Annotated in this window: 15 protein-coding genes and 1 tRNA gene; 8 read left to right on the top strand and 8 right to left on the bottom strand. The window is 66.4% G+C overall.

Going from position 1 to position 18,150, the window contains the following annotated elements:
- Nucleotides 1-285: 285 nt before the first annotated feature.
- The 7 genes from HMPREF2581_RS30080 (at nucleotide 286) to ccpA (ending at nucleotide 6,560) form a co-directional block, all read left to right on the top strand.
- A tRNA-Arg gene (locus HMPREF2581_RS30080) sits at nucleotides 286-359 on the top strand.
- A gap of 271 nt (nucleotides 360-630) precedes the next feature.
- Nucleotides 631-1,776 (top strand): slipin family protein, encoded by a 1,146-nt coding sequence (locus HMPREF2581_RS30075; RefSeq protein ID WP_003116273.1) that lies wholly within the window; start codon nucleotides 631-633, stop codon nucleotides 1,774-1,776.
- Nucleotides 1,777-1,831: 55 nt separating this feature from the next.
- Nucleotides 1,832-3,046 (top strand): RtcB family protein, encoded by a 1,215-nt coding sequence (locus tag HMPREF2581_RS30070; RefSeq protein WP_003134974.1) that lies wholly within the window; start codon nucleotides 1,832-1,834, stop codon nucleotides 3,044-3,046.
- Nucleotides 3,047-3,082: 36 nt separating this feature from the next.
- Nucleotides 3,083-3,895: a nucleotidyltransferase domain-containing protein gene (locus HMPREF2581_RS30065; RefSeq protein ID WP_003141564.1), complete on the top strand. Its 813-nt coding sequence runs from the start codon at nucleotides 3,083-3,085 to the stop codon at nucleotides 3,893-3,895.
- Nucleotides 3,892-4,917, top strand: coding sequence for an RNA 3'-terminal phosphate cyclase (rtcA, locus tag HMPREF2581_RS30060; RefSeq protein ID WP_003112809.1), 1,026 nt, complete (start codon nucleotides 3,892-3,894; stop codon nucleotides 4,915-4,917). The genes HMPREF2581_RS30065 and rtcA overlap by 4 nt, the downstream gene beginning before the upstream one ends.
- A gap of 101 nt (nucleotides 4,918-5,018) precedes the next feature.
- Nucleotides 5,019-5,396, top strand: coding sequence for a hypothetical protein (locus HMPREF2581_RS30055; RefSeq protein WP_003094811.1), 378 nt, complete (start codon nucleotides 5,019-5,021; stop codon nucleotides 5,394-5,396).
- Nucleotides 5,397-5,519: 123 nt separating this feature from the next.
- A complete protein-coding gene (gene ccpA, locus HMPREF2581_RS30050) occupies nucleotides 5,520-6,560 on the top strand; it encodes a cytochrome-c peroxidase CcpA (RefSeq protein ID WP_003094815.1) in 1,041 nt (346 codons plus the stop codon).
- 60 nt (nucleotides 6,561-6,620) lie between these two features.
- Here ccpA and gdhA read toward each other — a convergent pair whose 3' ends face one another.
- From gdhA to ettA, 8 genes are all read right to left on the bottom strand, one after another.
- Nucleotides 6,621-7,958 carry an NADP-specific glutamate dehydrogenase gene (gene gdhA, locus HMPREF2581_RS30045; RefSeq protein ID WP_003094817.1) on the bottom strand — a complete coding sequence of 446 codons (1,338 nt, stop codon included), beginning with the start codon at nucleotides 7,956-7,958 and terminating at the stop codon, nucleotides 6,621-6,623.
- Nucleotides 7,959-8,253: 295 nt separating this feature from the next.
- Nucleotides 8,254-9,645: an outer membrane protein transport protein gene (locus HMPREF2581_RS30040; RefSeq protein WP_003141567.1), complete on the bottom strand. Its 1,392-nt coding sequence runs from the start codon at nucleotides 9,643-9,645 to the stop codon at nucleotides 8,254-8,256.
- A gap of 259 nt (nucleotides 9,646-9,904) precedes the next feature.
- Nucleotides 9,905-10,393: an alkane oxidation protein activator PraA gene (praA, locus tag HMPREF2581_RS30035; protein WP_003119407.1), complete on the bottom strand. Its 489-nt coding sequence runs from the start codon at nucleotides 10,391-10,393 to the stop codon at nucleotides 9,905-9,907.
- A 597-nt stretch (nucleotides 10,394-10,990) separates the two neighbouring features.
- On the bottom strand, nucleotides 10,991-12,268 hold the full coding sequence (locus tag HMPREF2581_RS30030) for an efflux RND transporter periplasmic adaptor subunit (protein ID WP_003141568.1): 1,278 nt from the start codon (nucleotides 12,266-12,268) through the stop codon (nucleotides 10,991-10,993).
- Complete coding sequence (locus tag HMPREF2581_RS30025) at nucleotides 12,258-13,739, bottom strand: TolC family protein (protein ID WP_003110719.1); 1,482 nt, start codon at nucleotides 13,737-13,739, stop codon at nucleotides 12,258-12,260. Before HMPREF2581_RS30025 ends, HMPREF2581_RS30030 begins: the two co-directional genes overlap by 11 nt.
- On the bottom strand, nucleotides 13,732-14,925 hold the full coding sequence (locus tag HMPREF2581_RS30020; protein ID WP_003116279.1) for an ABC transporter permease: 1,194 nt from the start codon (nucleotides 14,923-14,925) through the stop codon (nucleotides 13,732-13,734). Before HMPREF2581_RS30020 ends, HMPREF2581_RS30025 begins: the two co-directional genes overlap by 8 nt.
- Nucleotides 14,922-15,608 carry an ABC transporter ATP-binding protein gene (locus HMPREF2581_RS30015; protein WP_003141570.1) on the bottom strand — a complete coding sequence of 229 codons (687 nt, stop codon included), beginning with the start codon at nucleotides 15,606-15,608 and terminating at the stop codon, nucleotides 14,922-14,924. Before HMPREF2581_RS30015 ends, HMPREF2581_RS30020 begins: the two co-directional genes overlap by 4 nt.
- A gap of 503 nt (nucleotides 15,609-16,111) precedes the next feature.
- A complete protein-coding gene (gene ettA, locus HMPREF2581_RS30010) occupies nucleotides 16,112-17,776 on the bottom strand; it encodes an energy-dependent translational throttle protein EttA (protein ID WP_003094829.1) in 1,665 nt (554 codons plus the stop codon).
- A gap of 110 nt (nucleotides 17,777-17,886) precedes the next feature.
- Here ettA and HMPREF2581_RS30005 point away from each other — a divergent pair, with 110 nt between their 5' ends.
- The gene (locus tag HMPREF2581_RS30005; protein WP_169311245.1) at nucleotides 17,887-18,072 is read left to right on the top strand and encodes a hypothetical protein; all 186 of its coding nucleotides are present in this window, start codon (nucleotides 17,887-17,889) and stop codon (nucleotides 18,070-18,072) included.
- Nucleotides 18,073-18,150: the final 78 nt, after the last annotated feature.

Below are 18,150 nucleotides of genomic sequence, written 5' to 3'. Positions count from 1 at the left end.
TATGAAAATATATAGAAATAGTCGGGCATCTCTCCATCGAATTCGCCGACGAATCGCAATAAAAAATTTATTCACCTTTAAAATCAAATAGTTAATCAAGAAACAGTCTCATCGATAAAAACCTGGCACGCCGCTCGCTATATCCATTTCGACCGCATCGTCCATGCAGGCCGACGGGTCGGGACTCCAGTCCCGCCGGTGCCCGAGCCCACCCCTGGTGTCGGCGTCGTGCATGCCGCCCGCAACAACGACGGTCATTCGCGAATGACGGCAATGCCGCTTCGCGGTTCGATAGCTCAGCCTGGTAGAGCAACCATCCACGAAATGGTCTGTCGCGGGTTCGACTCCCGCTCGAACGTTGCCTTAACGGCAATCACTCAATGGCAACACCCGCCGGTGTGGCCGAGGCGAACTGCGCAAGCGGCCAGGAAGGCCGGACAACGCAAGGGAGCCGAAGCCGCCGCCGGCCCGTCCGGCCCGCGGTTCGGGCACGGGGCAAGGCAGGCCGGGGATCGAGGGAATCGATCGCATGGACAGGACGTCCGCCAGGCCAACCTCCTCCGCGCTCCACCCGCGACGCTCGACGGGCCGGCAACACCGGCACCACGGAAGAATGAAAGGAATGAAGAGATGAAAATGCTGAAGCGCTTTATCGTGAAGAAGAACGAACGCGGCCTGCTGTACTCCGAAGGCGACTTCCTCGCCGTGCTCGAACCGGGCACCTACCGCCGCTTCGATCCGTACGACCGCCTGAGCCTGGAAAGCTTCAGCCTGAACACCCCGCAGTTCGAACACCGCCTGGCCGGCTACCTGCGGCAGAGCGAACCGCAACTGGTGGAGCGCTATTTCACCCGGATGGACCTGGGCGACAACGAGGCCGGCCTGCGCTACGAGGACGGCGTGCTGGTGGAGCTGCTCGCACCGGGCAGCCGCCGACTGTACTGGAAAGGCCAGACCGAGCAGCGCCTGGAGCGCATCGACCTGACCCAGGACTATCGATTGTCCGCCGCGCTGGTCGCCCAGTTGCACCAGCCGAACCTGCGCGGCCGGGCCCTGGCGGGCCTGGACGCAGTGTTGCTGGTCCAGGTGCCGGCGTTCCAGGTCGGCGTGCTCAAGGTCGACGGCGCCCTTGCCGGCCTGCTGCAAGCCGGACAATACGGTTTCTGGCGCTACAACCGGCAAGTCAGCGTGGAACTGGTCGACACCCGTATCCAGGCGCTGGAGGTCAGCGGCCAGGAGATCCTCACCCGCGACAAGGTCAGCCTGCGCCTGAACCTCGCCGCCAACTGGCGCTACAACGACGTACTCACCGCCTTCTCGCGGCTGAGCAAGCCGCTGGAGTACCTGTACCGCGAGCTGCAGTTCGGCCTGCGAGCGGCAGTGGGCACCCGCACCCTCGACGAACTGCTGGAGAACAAGCAGTCGATCGACGAAGCGGTCAGCGCCCACCTGGCCGCCAAGCTGGAAGACAGCGGCCTGGAAGTGAGCGGCCTGGGCGTGCGCGACATCATCCTCCCGGGCGAAATGAAGACCCTGCTGGCGCAGGTGGTGGAGGCGGAGAAGGCGGCCCAGGCCAATGTGATCCGCCGCCGCGAGGAAACCTCGGCGACCCGCTCGCTGCTGAATACCGCGAAGGTCATGGAGGAAAACCCGACCGCGCTGCGTCTGAAGGAACTGGAAACCCTGGAGCGGGTGGCCGAGCGCATCGACCGGATTTCGGTATTCGGTGGCCTGGACCAGGTATTGAACGGACTGGTCACGCTGAAGCAGGCCTGATCACGAACGATAGCCGCGCCGTCGACAAGACGGCGCGGAGCACAAGGAAAGCACGATGAAAGACATGAATATCCTCGAAGTGGCCGGCGGCAAGCCGATCAAGCTCTGGACCCAGGGCGTCCCGGTGGAGGAGGAAGCGCGCCAGCAGTTGCTGAACACGGCGAAGATGCCCTTCATCTTCAAGCACCTGGCGGTGATGCCTGACGTACACCTGGGCAAGGGCTCGACCATCGGTAGCGTGATCCCTACCCTCGGCGCGATCATCCCGGCCGCGGTGGGCGTGGATATCGGCTGCGGAATGATCGCCGCGCGCACCTCGCTGGTCGCCGCCGACCTGCCGGACAACCTGCACGGCCTGCGCAGCGCCATCGAGCAGGCGGTACCCCACGGCAAGACCTTCGGCCGCCGCGACCGCGGCGCCTGGCACGAGGTACCGGAGGCCGCCGACCAGGCCTGGAAGGCGCTCGCCGATCGCTTCAAGGCGATCACCGACAAGCACCCGAGGCTGGAGAAGACCAACAACCGCCAGCACCTGGGAACCCTCGGCACCGGCAACCACTTCATCGAGGTCTGCCTGGACGAGGCCGACCGCGTCTGGTTCATGCTGCACAGCGGTTCGCGCGGGGTCGGCAACGCCATCGGCAACCTGTTCATCGAACTGGCCAAGGCGGACATGCGCCAGCACATCGCCAACCTGCCGGACAAGGACCTGGCCTACTTCGAGGAAGGCAGCCGGCACTTCGACGACTATGTGGAAGCGGTCGGCTGGGCCCAGGATTTCGCCCGGCAGAACCGCGCGCTGATGATGCACGCGGTGATCGAGGCGGCGCGCCAGGTGATCCGCAAGCCGTTCGAAGCCAACCTGGAGGCGGTCGATTGCCACCATAACTACGTGCAGAAGGAGCGCCACTTCGGCCAGGAGGTACTGGTCACCCGCAAAGGCGCGGTGTCCGCGCAGAAGGGCCAGCTCGGCATCATTCCCGGCTCGATGGGGGCGAAGAGCTTCATTGTCCGCGGCCTCGGCAACCAGGAAGCGTTCTGCTCGTGCAGCCACGGCGCCGGGCGGACCATGAGCCGGACCAAGGCGAAGAAGGTCTTCAGCGTCGCCGACCAGGCCCGCGCCACCGCCCACGTCGAATGCCGCAAGGACGCCGACGTGATCGACGAGATCCCGATGGCCTACAAGGACATCGACCGGGTCATGGAAGCCCAGCGCGAGCTGGTGGAAGTGCTGCACACCCTGCGTCAGGTGGTGTGCGTGAAAGGATGACGGGCGCCCTGTGGCGCCCGCTGGGGAAGAATCGAAATGAACAGGGAAGAACGCCATCCGCTCCCCGCCGCCATGCGCGAGCGGGTACTGGATGAGCTGGAACGGATCGAACGCGAGCACGACGTAGTCGTGCTCTACGCCTGCGAGTCGGGCAGCCGGGCCTGGGGCTTCGCTTCGCCGGACAGCGACTATGACGTACGCTTCGTCTATGTGCATCAGCCCGAGTGGTATCAGCGCGTCGAGGAACCTCGCGACGTGATAGAACGCCCGCTGAGCGACGAGCTGGACATCAGCGGCTGGGAGCTGCGCAAGGCGTTGCGCCTGATGCGCAAATCCAACCCGGCCCTGCTGGAGTGGCTCGGCTCGCCGCTGGTGTATCGGGAAGAGCCTGGCGTGCGCGAGGAACTGCTCTGGCTGGGCAACGCCTTTCACTCCGTACCTGGCAGCCGCCATCACTACCTGTCGATGGCACGCAAGAACTACCGCGGCTACCTGAAGGGCGACAGCGTCCGGCTGAAGAAATACCTCTACGTCCTGCGCCCGTTGTTTGCGGTGCGTTGGCTGGATGCAGGCCTGGGCTTGCCGCCGGTGGCGCTCGAGAGGCTAGTGGAAGCCACACTGGACGACCCGTCGCTGCGCGAAGAGCTGGATGCCCTGCTGAGCCTCAAGCGTCAGCGCGACGAATCGGCCTACGGCCCTCCGCGCCTGGCGCTGCAACGCTTCATCGAAGCGGAGTTGCTCCAGGCCGAACGAGGGGCCGCCCAACCAACCGGCGCGCGCCAGGACAGCCGACTGCTGGATCGCTACCTCCACGACAAGATATGGCAATACACAAGGGAAACCTCATGAGAAAGGACCTCATCGAACTCGACGGCAGCGAAGGCGGCGGGCAGATCCTGCGTAGCGCCCTGAGCCTGTCGATGACCAGCGGCCAGCCGCTGCGCATCCGCAACATCCGTGGCCGGCGCAGCCGTCCGGGGCTGCTGCGCCAGCACCTCACCGCGGTGCGCGCGGCGGCGGAAATCTGCGCGGCCGAGGTCGAGGGTGCCGAGCTCGGCTCACGCGAGCTGGCGTTCCGGCCCGGTGCGATCCGCGCCGGCGACTACGCCTTCGCCATCGGCTCCGCCGGCAGTTGCTCGCTGGTACTGCAAACCTTGCTGCCGGCGCTGCTCGCGGCCAACGGCGAAAGCCGGGTGAGGATCAGCGGCGGCACCCACAATCCACTGGCGCCGCCGGCGGACTTTCTCCGCGACAGCTGGCTGCCGCTGTTGCAGCGGATGGGCGCGGAAGTCGACCTGGAACTGCTGCGCCACGGCTTCGTACCCGCCGGCGGTGGCGAGCTGCTGGCGCGGGTACGCCCGGCGCGCTGGCGGCCGCTGCAACTGGAGCATCCCGGCGCGGCGCTGCGGCGCCAGGCGCGGGCGCTGCTCGCAGGGATTCCCGGGCACGTCGGCGAGCGCGAGCTGGAGAGGGTCCGCCAGCGCCTCGGTTGGAGCGACGAAGAACGCCAGCTGGAGTTCCTCGCGGAGGACCAGGGGCCGGGCAACGCCCTGCTGCTGCGGATCGACTGCGAGCACATCTGCGCGACCTTCTGCGCCTTCGGCCAGGCCGGCGTCAGCGCCGAACGGGTGGCGGAACAGGTCGCGACGCAAGCCATCGGCTGGATGGAAAGCGGCTGCGCGGCGGACGAGCACCTCGCCGACCAATTGCTGCTGCCCATGGCCCTGGCCGGCGCCGGCAGCTTCACCACGCCACGGCTGAGCGCCCATCTGCAAAGCAACCGCCGGGTTATCGAACGCTTCCTGCCGGTGAGGATCGGCGACCAGGCACTGGACGGCGGCGGTCATCGCATCGTCATCACATCGGCTTGACGAATTCCTCACCAATGCCGACCTAGACTCGCGCCGGACCTGCCAGCGGGCCCGGCGCGAACCTCCGGGAGCCCCGTCCCGGCGGTCGAGGAGTCCCAGCCATGTCTTCTTCGCGTCTCGGCGTGCTTGTCCTCGCCCTGCTCCTGCTCACCGCCACCCTGCTCGGCGGCTGCGAAAACACCCACCAGCACCTGCTCGCCCAGGGCTACCCACCCGCCTATGCCGACGGTTTCGACGACGGCTGCGGCAGCGGCCGCCAGGCGGCCGGCTCGATCAGCGGCGAATTCCGCAAGGACGTCCCCCGCTACCTGCGCGAGGCGATCTACGCCAGCGGCTGGGGCGACGGCTTCGAGCAATGCCGGTCGATGGCGCGGAGCGAGGAGCGGCGGCGTTTCGAGGAACGCCAGTGGGACGACCGCGACGACGATTGGCAGCGCGACCGCGACCGCGCGCTGGCCCGGGCCTTGCGCGAGCGCTGAAGCACGCTGCGACAACCATCCGCAGCACCGATCCCGGTGCGCTTGATCCACGTCAAGCCGGGCAGCGCGCCGCTGGCCTCTCCTCACAGGACCGGTTGTAACGCCTGATAAGGAGAAAAAAAGATGCAGTCCTCGCAACTGCTCCCGCTTGGCAGCCTGTTGCTGTCGTTCGCCACGCCCCTCGCCCAGGCCGATGCCCTGCACGACCAGGCCAGCGCGCTGTTCAAACCCATCCCCGAGCAGGTCACCGAGCTGCGCGGCCAGCCCATCAGCGAGCAACAGCGCGAACTCGGCAAGAAACTGTTCTTCGACCCGCGCCTGTCGCGCAGCCATGTGCTCAGCTGCAACACCTGCCACAACGTCGGCACCGGCGGCGCCGACAACGTACCGACGTCGGTCGGTCACGGCTGGCAGAAGGGGCCACGCAATTCGCCGACGGTCTTCAACGCCGTGTTCAATGCCGCGCAGTTCTGGGATGGCCGCGCCAAGGACCTGGGGGAGCAGGCCAAGGGTCCGATCCAGAACAGCGTCGAGATGCACAGTACCCCGCAGTTGGTCGAACAGACCCTGGGCAGCATCCCGGAATACGTGGACGCCTTCCGCAAGGCCTTCCCCAAGGCCGGCAAGCCGGTCAGCTTCGACAACATGGCGCTGGCCATCGAGGCCTACGAGGCGACCCTGGTGACTCCGGACTCGCCCTTCGACCTGTATCTCAAGGGCGACGACAAGGCCCTCGACGCGCAGCAGAAGAAAGGCCTCAAGGCGTTCATGGACAGTGGCTGCAGCGCCTGCCACAACGGCATCAATCTGGGCGGCCAGGCCTACTTCCCGTTCGGCCTGGTGAAGAAGCCCGACGCTAGCGTCCTGCCCAGCGGCGACAAGGGCCGCTTCGCCGTGACCAAGACCCAGAGCGACGAGTACGTATTCCGCGCCGCGCCCCTGCGCAATGTCGCCCTCACCGCGCCGTACTTCCACAGCGGCCAGGTCTGGGAACTCAAGGACGCGGTGGCGATCATGGGCAACGCCCAGCTCGGCAAGCAGTTGGCGCCGGACGACGTGGAGAACATCGTCGCCTTCCTGCACAGCCTGAGCGGCAAGCAGCCGCGCGTCGAATATCCGCTGCTGCCGGCCAGCACGGAGACCACGCCGCGTCCCGCGGAATAACCGCCACAAGGAAAAACGGGGCTCCCTTGGAGCCCCGTTTTTTTCCTCTATGGGACGACCTCAGACCACGCCCTGCGCCAGCATCGCATCGGCGACCTTGACGAAGCCGGCGATGTTCGCCCCCTTCACGTAGTTGACCCGCCCCTGCTCCTCGCCGTACAGCAGGCAGGCATGGTGGATCGACTGCATGATGCCGTGCAGCTTGGTATCCACCTCGCCCTCGCTCCAACGCAGGCGCATGGCGTTCTGCGACATCTCCAGACCGCTCACCGCCACCCCGCCGGCGTTCGACGCCTTGCCCGGCGCGTAGAGGATGCCGGCCTCGAGGAACAGGTCGACGGCTTCCAGGGTCGAGGGCATGTTGGCGCCTTCGGCGACACAGACGCAGCCGTTGGCCAGCAGGCGCCGCGCATCCTCGGCATCCAGTTCGTTCTGGGTCGCGCAGGGCAGCGCGATATCGCAGGCCAGGCCCCAGGGCCGGCGCCCTTCGAGGAACTGCAGGGAAAACTGCTCCGCCATCTCGCGGATGCGCCCGCGGCGCACGTTCTTCAGCTCCATCAGGTATTCCCACTGCTCGTCGGAGAGCCCCGCCTCGGCATACAGGGTGCCTTCGGAGTCGGACAGCGAGATCACCTTGCCGCCCATTTCCATGACCTTGCGCGCCGCGTACTGGGCGACGTTGCCCGAGCCGGAGATCGCCACCCGCTGGCCGTCGAAGCCGCGGCCACGATCCTTGAGCATTTCCTGGGCGAAGTAGACGCAGCCGAAGCCGGTCGCCTCCGGGCGGATCAGGCTGCCGCCGTAGCTCAGGCCCTTGCCGGTCAGCACCGAGGTGAACTGGTTGGACAGGCGCTTGTACTGGCCGAACAGGTAGCCGATCTCACGCGCGCCGACGCCGATGTCGCCGGCCGGCACGTCCAGGTCGGCGCCGACGTGGCGGTACAGCTCGCTCATGAACGACTGGCAGAAACGCATCACCTCGGCGTCGCTCTTGCCCTTCGGATCGAAGTCGGAGCCGCCCTTGCCGCCGCCCATGGGCAGAGTGGTCAGGGAGTTCTTGAAGACCTGCTCGAAGGCGAGGAACTTCAGCACCCCGAGGTTGACCGAGGGATGGAAGCGCAGGCCGCCCTTGTAGGGGCCGATGGCGCTGCTCATCTGCACCCGGTAGCCACGGTTGACCCGTACCCGGCCCTGGTCGTCGACCCAGGGTACGCGGAACAGGATCGCCCGCTCGGGTTCGACGATGCGTTCGATGATGCCGGCTTCCAGGTAGTGCGGGTTGGCCTCGAGGAACGGCCAGAGGGAACGCAGCACCTCTTCCACCGCCTGGTGGAATTCGGGCTGATCGGGATCGCGCCGCTTCAGGCGCTCGAGGAAAGCGTCGACGGATTGCGTCATTTTTCTCACCGGTTTCTAGTTTTGTGAACAATTTTTTGCGCGTGACTCTAACAAGCCAGGCGGCACCTAGAAAGTGCGAAATGACGCATTGATGAATCTTTATGGTGCAAAACTGAAACTTTCCGGGTCCGCCAGAACGGCTAGGGCCAGAGCGCGCGCCTGGAACCAGGCTGGCTTCCGGGCAGGCCACGCACTGTTGAAGGGCGACGAAAGCACCGTTCGCGTGCATCCCGGCGCCAGATGTGAAAGGGCCTCCCCCTGACGGGGGAGGCCCTTTCTCTGCCTACGGCCGGGTCTAGAAGTCGTAGGTCGCGGACAGGCTGAACACCTGTCCCTTGCTGGTTGCCCTGCCATCCAGGCGTCCGCCGCCCAGGCGATCCTGGTTGACCGTCTTCAACGGCACCTCCTTGACGAACTGCCGCGAGTAGGCCGCGTCGATCGACAACTCCGGCATCGACTGGAAGCGATAGCCGGCGCCCAGGGAGGCGAAGTAGCGATCGCCGTCGGGAATCCGCGGGTCGCGGGTGGCATTGTGGGTCGGCGTCTGGTCGTAGGCGACCCCGGCGCGCATGGTCCACTGTTCGGTCACCTTGTAGTCGCCGCCCACCGCCAGGGTCCAGGTGTTCCGGTAGGTGTAGGGGATGGAGACGATCGTGTTGCCGTGGGACTTGAGGGTCAGGTCCTGGAACGACGACCACTCGGTCCAGGTGGCGCTGGCGCCCAGGCTCAGACGGTCGTTGAACTGGTGTACCCAATCCAGCGAGGCGTAGGCGGGGATATCCAGGCGCGCCGAGGCGGAAGCGCCCATGCGCAGGTCCAGGCCCGGATAGGCCAGGCCCGGGGTGCCGCCCTCGATGGCGCCCTCGGTCAGCCCACCGTCGTGGTCGTAGAGGTTGTAGTGACCCTTCAGCTTGTTGCGGATCTTCGCGTGGTAGGCAAAGCCCAGGGTGTCGCGGTCGGTCGGCTTCCACACCGCGCCGGCGAAGAAGCCGGGCGAGGTGTTGTCCACCTTGACCCGCATCAGCGCGGACGAGTTCGAGGCCGGGAACGGAATCCCGCCCATGCCCGGGGAGTTGGCGGCCGAGGCATAGAGATCGAGGTTCTGGCTGACGAAGCCGGAGGTGCGCTGGATGATCACCCCGGCGCCCAGGGAGAAGTTGTCGTTGACCTTGAACGACAGGGAGCCGGTCAGGCCGATCGTCTCGATCTTGGTGTCCACCGCGAAATCGCGGCCTTTCCAGTTCGGGTCCCAGGTGCTGCGCATTCCCATCGGAACGACCTGGCTCAGACCGAAGGCGAAGCGGTCGTTGATCGGTACGACCAGGAAGCCGGTCGGCAGCCACGCGCCGAATCCGGCCTGGCCGCCATCGTTGGTACCCAGCTCGGGGGTGCCCGGCCCGTCCTGGTAGCCGCCGGTCATGGGATTACCCTGGTAGTCGTAGGCATCGCCGTTGTACTTGATGTCGATATCGGCGTAGTTGACCGTCAACTGGGCGATCCGCTTGTCGATGAAAGCCATGGCCGCCGGGTTGTTGAACGCGGCGCTCGGATCGTTGGGAAACAGCGAGCCGCCTGCCATCGCACGGCCCCAGCCCGCCGTGTTGGTGGTCGGCACCATGAAGCCGCCGGCTTGCGCCTGGGACGTGCCGAAGAGTCCGCCGACGATCAGGGCGCAGAGCAATGGCAATGGTTTTCTGGCAAACAGGCAGGAAATATCGTTTTTGTTGTTCAAGGTTTCACCCCTGGTGGACTGCTAATGCACGGGGCACGATGGTCGGCCTGCTTGAGCGTCCTGGCGGACACCCTCCCCCAGACCGTTTTCCATGTGCGAACGAGGTTCTGCGCCGCTTCCGGCGGAAACTCCCTCGGACCTGCCGGCCCGCGAAGGACGCCTGGCAGCGGGAGCGCGAAACCGCTGGCGCCGAGGGCGCCAGCGGCAGCCCGGATTACGGGTTGACTACGAAGGCCGGGGTCGGCTTCACGCTCAGGCTGTTGATCTTGCAGTTGCCTGCCAGCGACTGATTGCTGGCGCTGAGGGTGTTGGTGGCGTTGCTCCAGGAACCGTTGACGGTGCTCGGGCCACAGGTAGAGGAGAGAATCTTGAAGCCGACGCCATCGACCTTGCCGGCAGTGGTGCTGGAAACGGTCAGCTTCCACGGCAGGCCGGTCATCTGCGGCACGCTGCACAGGGTGTTGCTGCCGCTGACGGTGACGCTGTCGATCGAGGCATAGGAGCCATCGGCGGCGGTCTTGCCCTTGAAGGTGATGTTGCAGGTCACTGGCAGATTGAGCGACGCCGGCGAGCTCACGCTGATGGTGCCAGGTGCGGTGAAGGCCGAGTTGACCGGGGTGATGGTGGCCGCGCTGGCCATGGACGAAACGCTCAGGCAGAGAGCAAGAGCAGCAAAGGACGGCAGGGACTTGATGGATTTCATTGTTTTGTATCCTTCCAGTGAGTTGGCAACGCTCGCGGTTGCCGAGCCTTGATCATGCGGCAGGATCGTCGCCGACCCGCCCCCACGACCACCTTGTGCCTTCCCGTCCGATCCACCTGCCAGGCGAACCACACCACCCGCCTTGGCCGTGCGTACCGGGATTCGGGAGAGGCTTTACCTCATGAGTCCTATCCGGTGCCGACGCTGACGGTCCCCACGACGAGCCGGGACAGACCGGATATCGGAAAGATCCGATAGGGTTTGCCAACCCGCCGCGCCTCGGAATGCCCACCTGGCCGACCTCCGCGAACGCAGGCCTGACAGGGCTGGCAATCACCACGAAGGGGCAGTGGACCAGTCAACGACGGGGGCCAGAGTACGGTCAGCACGGCTCTGGAAAAGCCTAGCGAAAGAAGGGGGTTGACCCTCCGAAGGAAGGTCGGTGAATGCCGTGGAGGGCGGACGAAGCGTCGTCGCGAAGGAATCCTGATACCTCTGTCAACATCCGCGTCGGGAAGAAACGCACCATGACGGGGCGTACCTACCAGAATTGGCAGCTCGCGAAGCGACCCAGCCAACCCAAAGTTAGGTTGCCAACTATCGGTCGGACGATGACGGCACGCGAACGAGACCCGGCTGCAACTCGAACACCTCCACGCCCTCCGGCGTGGAGCGTCCGATCTTGACCTGTTGCGCCATCACGCTGGCGCCGGGAGCCTGGCGAAAGTCCACGAACAGCCGGTCACCCTCGTGGCGTATCGCCTCCGGCGGCACGACGATGGCCTGTTCGTTGCGATAGGTGGTGACCGTCAGCTTTGCGCTCATTCCCAGACGAATCTTCTGCAACTGGCGGGGATCGAGCGGCGCTACCGATACCGTCACCTCGAACTGCGGGCTACCTCCCTGGGCCATGCCGGGCAGAGCCTGACCACCGAGGGCGGCGATGACGCCCGCCAGCGTGGTGCCCTCGAAGCCGTCGCCACTGATTTCCACCGCCTGCCCTTCGCGTAACTGGTTGATATCCAGTTCGGAAACCTTCGCAGATACCTTCAGCCGCTCGACGCTGGCCAGGCCGAACAACGCCTGGCCCTGCCCCAGCTTGCTACCGGCCTGCACCGGTTCGCGGCTGCCCTGCTCGCCAGCCAGGCCGGGCGCCGCGACGACGATACCGGCAAAGGGCGCGCGCACCGTACGGCCATCCAGCTGGGCCTGCAGCGTCTCGTATTTCACGCTGGCGTTGGCCAGGTCCATTTCGGCGATCTGGCGATTCTCGCCCTGCCCCTTGGCGCGGGTCGACTCCACTTCCCGCCGGGCCGCCTCCAGGTCCATGCGCTGCTGGCTGGCCTGTTGTTCGAGATCGTCGAGTTCGTTGCGCGGGACGATCCCGCGCTGGAACAGCTCGCGGGTCTCGCGCAACTTGCGCTCGGTGCTGCTCTGCGCCAGCTGCGCGCTGCGCAGGGCACGACGGACCCGCGCCATGTCCTCGCCACGCTCCCAGTCGCGCAGGTCCTGCAGGGTGCGACGGGCCTTGAGCAACGCCGACTGTGCCTCGCGCACCTGCACGGCGATCTCGCGGGTGTCCATGCGCAGCAGCTCCTGTCCTTCCGCGACCCGCTGTCCCGGCTCCACCAGCAGCGCCTCGACATTGCCGGCGAAGGGCGCCGCCAGGGTCACCACGCGCCCCGGTTCCAGGCGTCCGACCAGGCCGATCTGATGCACCAGCGGGGCCGCCCGTACGGCGACCCAGCGCTCCCCTTCCGTGCGTTTCGCGGTGCCGCCGGCGAGGACCAGCCAGGCCAGCGCCGCGACAACCGCCAGGCCGGCGGCGAGCGGCAATGCGGGCCGGCGCAGGAAGGAAAACCGGTCAGTGGTCATTGAGCGAAATCTCCCAGCTATCCAGGGTCATGCCGACGATCAGGTCGAGCTGCGTCTGCGCATTGAGAAACGAGATCAGGGCATTCAATTGGGTGTTCTCGACGTTGCGCAGGTCGGTCTCGAAGCTCAGCACCTGGAAGTTGCTCGAACGCCCGACGCGCAGCTTTTCCCGCTCGATCTCCAGCTTGCGCCGCGACAAGGCGGTGGCGCGCTGGGCGATCTGGTACTGGCGCCAGCGCGTGCCGAGGTCGCGCACCGCATCGATGACGTTCTGCTCCAGGGTCTGCCGGGCATCCTCGATCAGGATCTTCTGGTTCTCCACGTCGACCTGGGCGCGCACCTCGGCCTGCCGGCGGCTGAGGTCGCCGATGGGAATTTCCACCTGTACCCCGGCGTAGCTGTCCCAGCTGCGTGAATTGTCGCCACCGCCCTCGCTGTAGCGGTCGCGGATCTGGCTGGCGCCGCCCACCAGCGAGACATCCCACAGGCGCTGGTTCTTCGCCAGCACCAGGTTGAGGTCGGCCTGGCGACTGCCGATCAGGCGTTGCAGGTATTCCGGTTGCTGCTGCAGGGCGGTCCTGATCGCCTGCTGGCGGTCGACCTCGATCGGCGTGGCGGCCAGCGCATCGCTGGCGCGGATCTGCGTCGACAGGTCCAGCGCCAGCAGTTGCAGCAGGGCCAGGCGTGCGCTGTCGACCTGGTTGGCGGACTCCTCGACGTTGAGCTCCTGGCTGGCGACGTCGGCCTCGGTCTGCACGATCTCGAATTCGGCCATTCGCCCGGCGCGGATCATCGCCCGGTTGACCTCGAGCAGCTCCTGGGTCCGCGCCAGGGCTTCGCGAGCGATGCGCGCCTGCTCCTGGGCGCGCAGCAGCTCCCGGTAGGCACCGATGACCTGGCTGATGGTCTGCGACACGCTGGCCTTGAGTTGCAGGCGATTGGCGTCTTCGGAGAGACGTGCCAGGCGCAGCGGCGCGGTGGTGACGTCCCAGCCCGCATCGCGCAGCAACGGCTGGACGACGGTCAGGTCGAGGCCATCGCTGCGGTAGCGCCCGGCCTCGTCGGCGGTGCGGAACTGCTTCACCCAGGCCAGGCTGAAACGAGTGCCATATTCGCCAAGCAGGGTCGCGGTGGGCGAGACATTGCTGGTCCTCGTGCGGTCTTCGGTGGCGCGGTTGGCGCGATAGTCGCCGCGCACCACCAGCTTCGGGTTGAAGGCGTCGGCGGCGACCCGCAGGTCGAACTTCTGCGCGATCCGTTGCAGGTAGGCGCTACGGATTCCACGGTTGTTGCGCAGGCCAAGATAGACCGCGTCGCTCAGGCTGAGGTCGATCACCTGCTCGCTGAGCAGCACCGACCTGCCCTGCTCGCGGGCCATGCTCGGTACGTCCGGACTCAGCGCCGGGTTGACGCTGGCCGCCACCGGAAGAGCGGCGACCAGCCACAGCACGCCCAGGCCCCACCTATTCATCGCGCAGCGCCTCGACCGGTTGCAGGCGAGCCGCCGAGACCGCCGGATAGAGCCCGAAGAACAGCCCCACCAGCAGGGTACTGCCCATCCCCAGCGGCAGGGCCGCGTAGGCCAGGGAGAAGGTCCAGCCGGAGAACCTGGCGTAGAGATACGCAGCCGCCACGCCGAGCACCGCGCCCGACAGCGCGCCCGCGGCGGTCAGGGTCACCGCCTCGATCAGGAACAGGTTGCGGATGTCCCGCTGGCGCGCGCCCAGCGCCATGCGCACGCCGATTTCCCGGCGGCGTTCGGCGACACTCATCAGCATCACGTTCATCACTCCGACGCCGCCGCCGAGCAGGGAGATGATCCCCAGTCCGGCCAGCAGGTAAGTGAAGGTCCGGGTCTGCCGCTTGAGTCCATCGAGCACCTGCTGCGAGACCTGGACCTGCGCCTCGTGGCCGGGCAACCGCGCCGTCAGGGCCGCGCCCAGGGCCGCGCCGACGCTATAGACGTCCGCTCCCGGCGAGACCCGCGCCACCACATGGCTGACCTCGGCGGCCGGCTGCAGGCGCGGCATGCCCGGCGCCGGCACGAACAGCGAGTCGTTGGCGGCGAACGGCAAGAGAGCGGCGCTGGCCTGCGGCTGGAGAATGCCGATCACGCGAAACAGATAGTCGTTGACCGTCAGTTGCTCGCCGAGGCGCAGCGGATCGCCGGGCGCCCCCAGGGCCTCGGCGATTGTCGCGCCCACCACCACGTAGGTGTCGTGATCGTCGAAGTGCGAGAGGAAACGTCCTTCGCGCAGCCGTAGCCTGGCGGCGGCTGCGAGCCCGGCGCTGGCGCCGACGATACTGGCGTTGCTGGTGCGTCCGTGAAAGGTCACCGGGGCCGAGTACAGGCCCAGCGCCGCCAGGTGCTCCAGACCGGCCACGTCGCGGAGCAGCGGTTCGGTGTCGAGCGACGCCGGCATCGGCATCGGCGCCTGCGGGGCGAACGGGAACTGCACCACCAGGGTGTCGGTGCCCATGTCCTTGAAGATGCTCATCGCTTCGTCGGTCGCGTTGCTGCCGATGTTCAGCATCGCGATCACCGATGAACAGCCCATGACGATACCCAGCAACGCCAGCAGCGAGCGGCGCCCCAGCCCGCGAAGACTGGCGAGGGCCTCGTGAAGCAATTGCCGGGGCGACGGGCTGGCGCTCACCGGCAGGCCTCCGCCAGGTCCTCGTGCACCTCGCCATGCCGCACTGTCAGTTGGCGCCCGAGACGGGCGGCCAGGCTGGGATCATGGGTGACCACCACCAGGGTCACCTGGCGCTCGCGGTTGAGGGTGAGGAGCAGCTCCAGCACTTCTTTCGCGGTGCTCGCGTCGAGGTTGCCGGTTGGTTCGTCGGCGAGGATCAGCGCCGGCTCGCCGACCAGCGCGCGAGCGATGGCGACGCGCTGCCGCTGGCCGCCGGAGAGGTCCGCCGGACGATGGCCGGCGCGCTCGGCCAGGCCGACCCGGGCGAGCATCGCCTCGGCCCGCTCCAGTGCCTCGCGGCGCGGCATCCCTCGATAGCTCAGGGGCAGCGCGACGTTGTCCAGCGCGTTCAGCCGCGGCAACAGGTTGAAGCTCTGGAAGACGAAGCCGATCAGGCGGTTGCGGATCGCCGCCAGTCGGTCCCCGTCGACGCTGAAGATGTCGTGCTCGGCGAAGCGGTAGGCGCCGCTGTCCGGGCGGTCGAGCAGGCCGAGAATATTCAGCAGGGTGCTCTTGCCCGAGCCCGACGCGCCGACGATCGCGCAGCTTTCTCCGGGAAAGATGTCCAGGCAGACGTCTTTCAGTATCTGCAGCGGCTGCCCCCCCAGGAGGTAGCCCTTGCCGATCCCCTGCAGGGAGATCAATGATTCGTGCTTGTTTGTTGTTGGCATTCGCACCCGACCGCTCGCATCCCTTCAAGGCCCGCCCGGTCGTACCGCCGCAAGGCCGGCGATACAGGCCGAACGGCCATACTGCTGATGATGGAGACAGCGCACAAGCCGCCACCACCGGCAACGCTACCCCGAGGCGCCAGCGCCGAGCGAAGGTAGCGGCTGGTCCGCCCGGCCAATGCCGGTACTCGATTCCGCCGGGCTTCGCCATATGGCGCGGCCTCTCCGGGCAGGCGGTATTGAGCGCACGGATCGGCTGCGCAGACCACTAGCAGAGCTGACACCATCGCGGCCGTCGATGCACCCCCATCTTTAGTTAGGTGAAGGCTCAGGCATGCTGCTTGAGAGCCCCCCGGGTACCGCCGATGGAGGTGTCCTGCGCAGTTCCCATGTTCCCCTGCGCATGGCTCGTTGAATTCCAGGCATGAAAAAACCGCCGGCCGGCAACGCCGGCGGGCGGTTTCTCGAGGGCGCGCTTACGCCAGTTTCTTGTAGCGCACGCGGTGCGGCTGGGCCGCGGCGTCGCCCAGGCGCTTCTTGCGGTCGGCCTCGAACTCGGTGTAGTTGCCTTCGAAGAAGGTCACCTTGCCATCGTCCTCGTAGGAGAGGATGTGGGTGGCGATCCGGTCGAGGAACCAGCGGTCGTGGGAGATCACGATGGCGGAGCCGGGGAAGTCCAGCAGCGCCTCTTCCAGCGCACGCAGGGTTTCCACGTCGAGGTCGTTGGACGGTTCGTCGAGCAGCAACACGTTGCCACCCTGCTTCAGGGTCAGGGCCAGGTGCAGACGGCCACGCTCACCGCCGGAGAGGTCCTTGACGAACTTCTGCTGGTCGGCGCCCTTGAAGTTGAAGCGACCGACATAGCTGCGCGACGGGACTTCGTAGTTGCCGATCTTGATCTGCTCGAAACCGTCGGAAACCTGCTCCCACACGGTCTTGTTGCCTTCCAGGCTGTCACGGCTCTGGTCGACGCTGGCGATCTGCACGGTCTCGCCGATCTCGATGGTGCCGGAGTCCGGCTGCTCCTTGCCGGTGAGCATGCGGAACAGGGTCGACTTGCCCGCGCCGTTGCCGCCGATCACACCGACGATAGCGCCCTTGGGAATGCTCAGGGACAGGTTGTCGATCAGCACGCGGTCGCCGTAGCCCTTGGTCACGTTGTGCAGTTCGATGACCTTGTCGCCCAGGCGCGGACCGGCCGGGATGTAGATCTCGTTGGTCTCGCTGCGCTTCTGGAATTCCTGCGACTGCAGTTCCTCGAAGCGCTGCAGGCGCGCCTTGGACTTGGCCTGGCGGCCCTTGGCGCCCTGGCGTACCCACTCCAGCTCGGCCTTCATGGCCTTGGCGTGGGAGGCTTCCTGCTTGGCTTCCTGGGCCAGGCGGGCGGCCTTGGATTCCAGCCAGCCGGAGTAGTTGCCTTCGAACGGGATGCCATGGCCACGGTCGAGTTCGAGGATCCAGCCGGCGACGTTGTCGAGGAAGTAGCGGTCGTGGGTGATCGCCACCACGGTGCCGGGGAAGTCGTGCAGGAAATGCTCCAGCCAGGCCACCGAGTCGGCGTCCAGGTGGTTGGTCGGTTCGTCCAGCAGCAGCATGTCGGGAGCCGACAGCAGCAGGCGGCACAGCGCTACGCGGCGCTTTTCGCCGCCGGACAGGTGCTCGACCTTGGCATCCCACGGCGGCAGGCGCAGGGCGTCGGCGGCGACTTCCAGTTGGCGTTCCAGGTTGTGTCCGTCGGATGCCTGGAGGATCGCCTCCAGCTTGGCCTGCTCGGCGGCCAGGGCGTCGAAGTCGGCATCCGGCTCGGCATAGGCGGCATAGACCTCGTCCAGCCGCGCCTGGGCCTGCTTGATCTGGCCGACGGCCTCTTCGACGATGTCGCGCACGGTGGCCTGCGGGTCCAGCTTGGGCTCCTGCGGCAGGTAGCCGACGTTGATCCCCGGCATCGGCCGGGCCTCGCCTTCGATCTCGGTGTCGACGCCGGCCATGATCCGCAGCAGGGTGGACTTGCCCGCGCCGTTCAGGCCGAGCACGCCGATCTTGGCGCCGGGGAAGAACGACAGGGAGATGTCCTTGAGGATTTCACGCTTGGGCGGAACGATCTTGCCGACCCGATGCATGGTGTAGACGTACTGAGCCAAAACGAGCACCTCATGAAGAAAAGGAAAAAAACTCGGCCAAGTATATGACAGACCGAGAGAAAGCTGGCCAGCCACCCCGGTTTTCGTGGGGCGAGGCGCTTTGCCGGCGAATGTTCGCCGTCCGATTCCAGGCCGCTACGGTGACGCTGAGCAGCGTACTGGCCGCCCTTACTGTCTCCGCTACCCTCGTCCTGTCAAAGGCGTTCTGCCTGAGCGAGGCGGCGACCATCGCCCCGTGCGAGGTCTGGGTGGGCCTGACACTGCTCGCGGCCATGGTGCTGCCTCTCAAGACCTGACGCGAAGCAAGGCGTGGGGAGATCCAGCCTGCTACAATTGATCCAAATCAGTCTCAAAAGAACAAAAAAAACCTCAAA

This window comes from Pseudomonas sp. HMSC057H01, assembly GCF_001836405.1.
Classification (GTDB): domain Bacteria; phylum Pseudomonadota; class Gammaproteobacteria; order Pseudomonadales; family Pseudomonadaceae; genus Pseudomonas; species Pseudomonas aeruginosa.
The sequence above is the reverse complement of the archived record's forward strand: the minus strand, read 5'-3'. Positions and strand labels throughout refer to the sequence as shown.

Coding starts and splice junctions, on each gene's coding strand:
- HMPREF2581_RS30070 (WP_003134974.1), top strand. CDS start 1,832: ATGAAAGACATGAATATCCTCGAAGTGGCCGGCGGCAAGCCGATCAAG.
- HMPREF2581_RS30055 (WP_003094811.1), top strand. CDS start 5,019: ATGTCTTCTTCGCGTCTCGGCGTGCTTGTCCTCGCCCTGCTCCTGCTC.
- HMPREF2581_RS30065 (WP_003141564.1), top strand. CDS start 3,083: ATGAACAGGGAAGAACGCCATCCGCTCCCCGCCGCCATGCGCGAGCGG.
- praA (WP_003119407.1), bottom strand. CDS start 10,393: ATGAAATCCATCAAGTCCCTGCCGTCCTTTGCTGCTCTTGCTCTCTGC.
- gdhA (WP_003094817.1), bottom strand. CDS start 7,958: ATGACGCAATCCGTCGACGCTTTCCTCGAGCGCCTGAAGCGGCGCGAT.
- ccpA (WP_003094815.1), top strand. CDS start 5,520: ATGCAGTCCTCGCAACTGCTCCCGCTTGGCAGCCTGTTGCTGTCGTTC.
- HMPREF2581_RS30030 (WP_003141568.1), bottom strand. CDS start 12,268: ATGACCACTGACCGGTTTTCCTTCCTGCGCCGGCCCGCATTGCCGCTC.
- HMPREF2581_RS30005 (WP_169311245.1), top strand. CDS start 17,887: ATGTTCGCCGTCCGATTCCAGGCCGCTACGGTGACGCTGAGCAGCGTA.
- HMPREF2581_RS30025 (WP_003110719.1), bottom strand. CDS start 13,739: ATGAATAGGTGGGGCCTGGGCGTGCTGTGGCTGGTCGCCGCTCTTCCG.
- HMPREF2581_RS30075 (WP_003116273.1), top strand. CDS start 631: ATGAAAATGCTGAAGCGCTTTATCGTGAAGAAGAACGAACGCGGCCTG.
- rtcA (WP_003112809.1), top strand. CDS start 3,892: ATGAGAAAGGACCTCATCGAACTCGACGGCAGCGAAGGCGGCGGGCAG.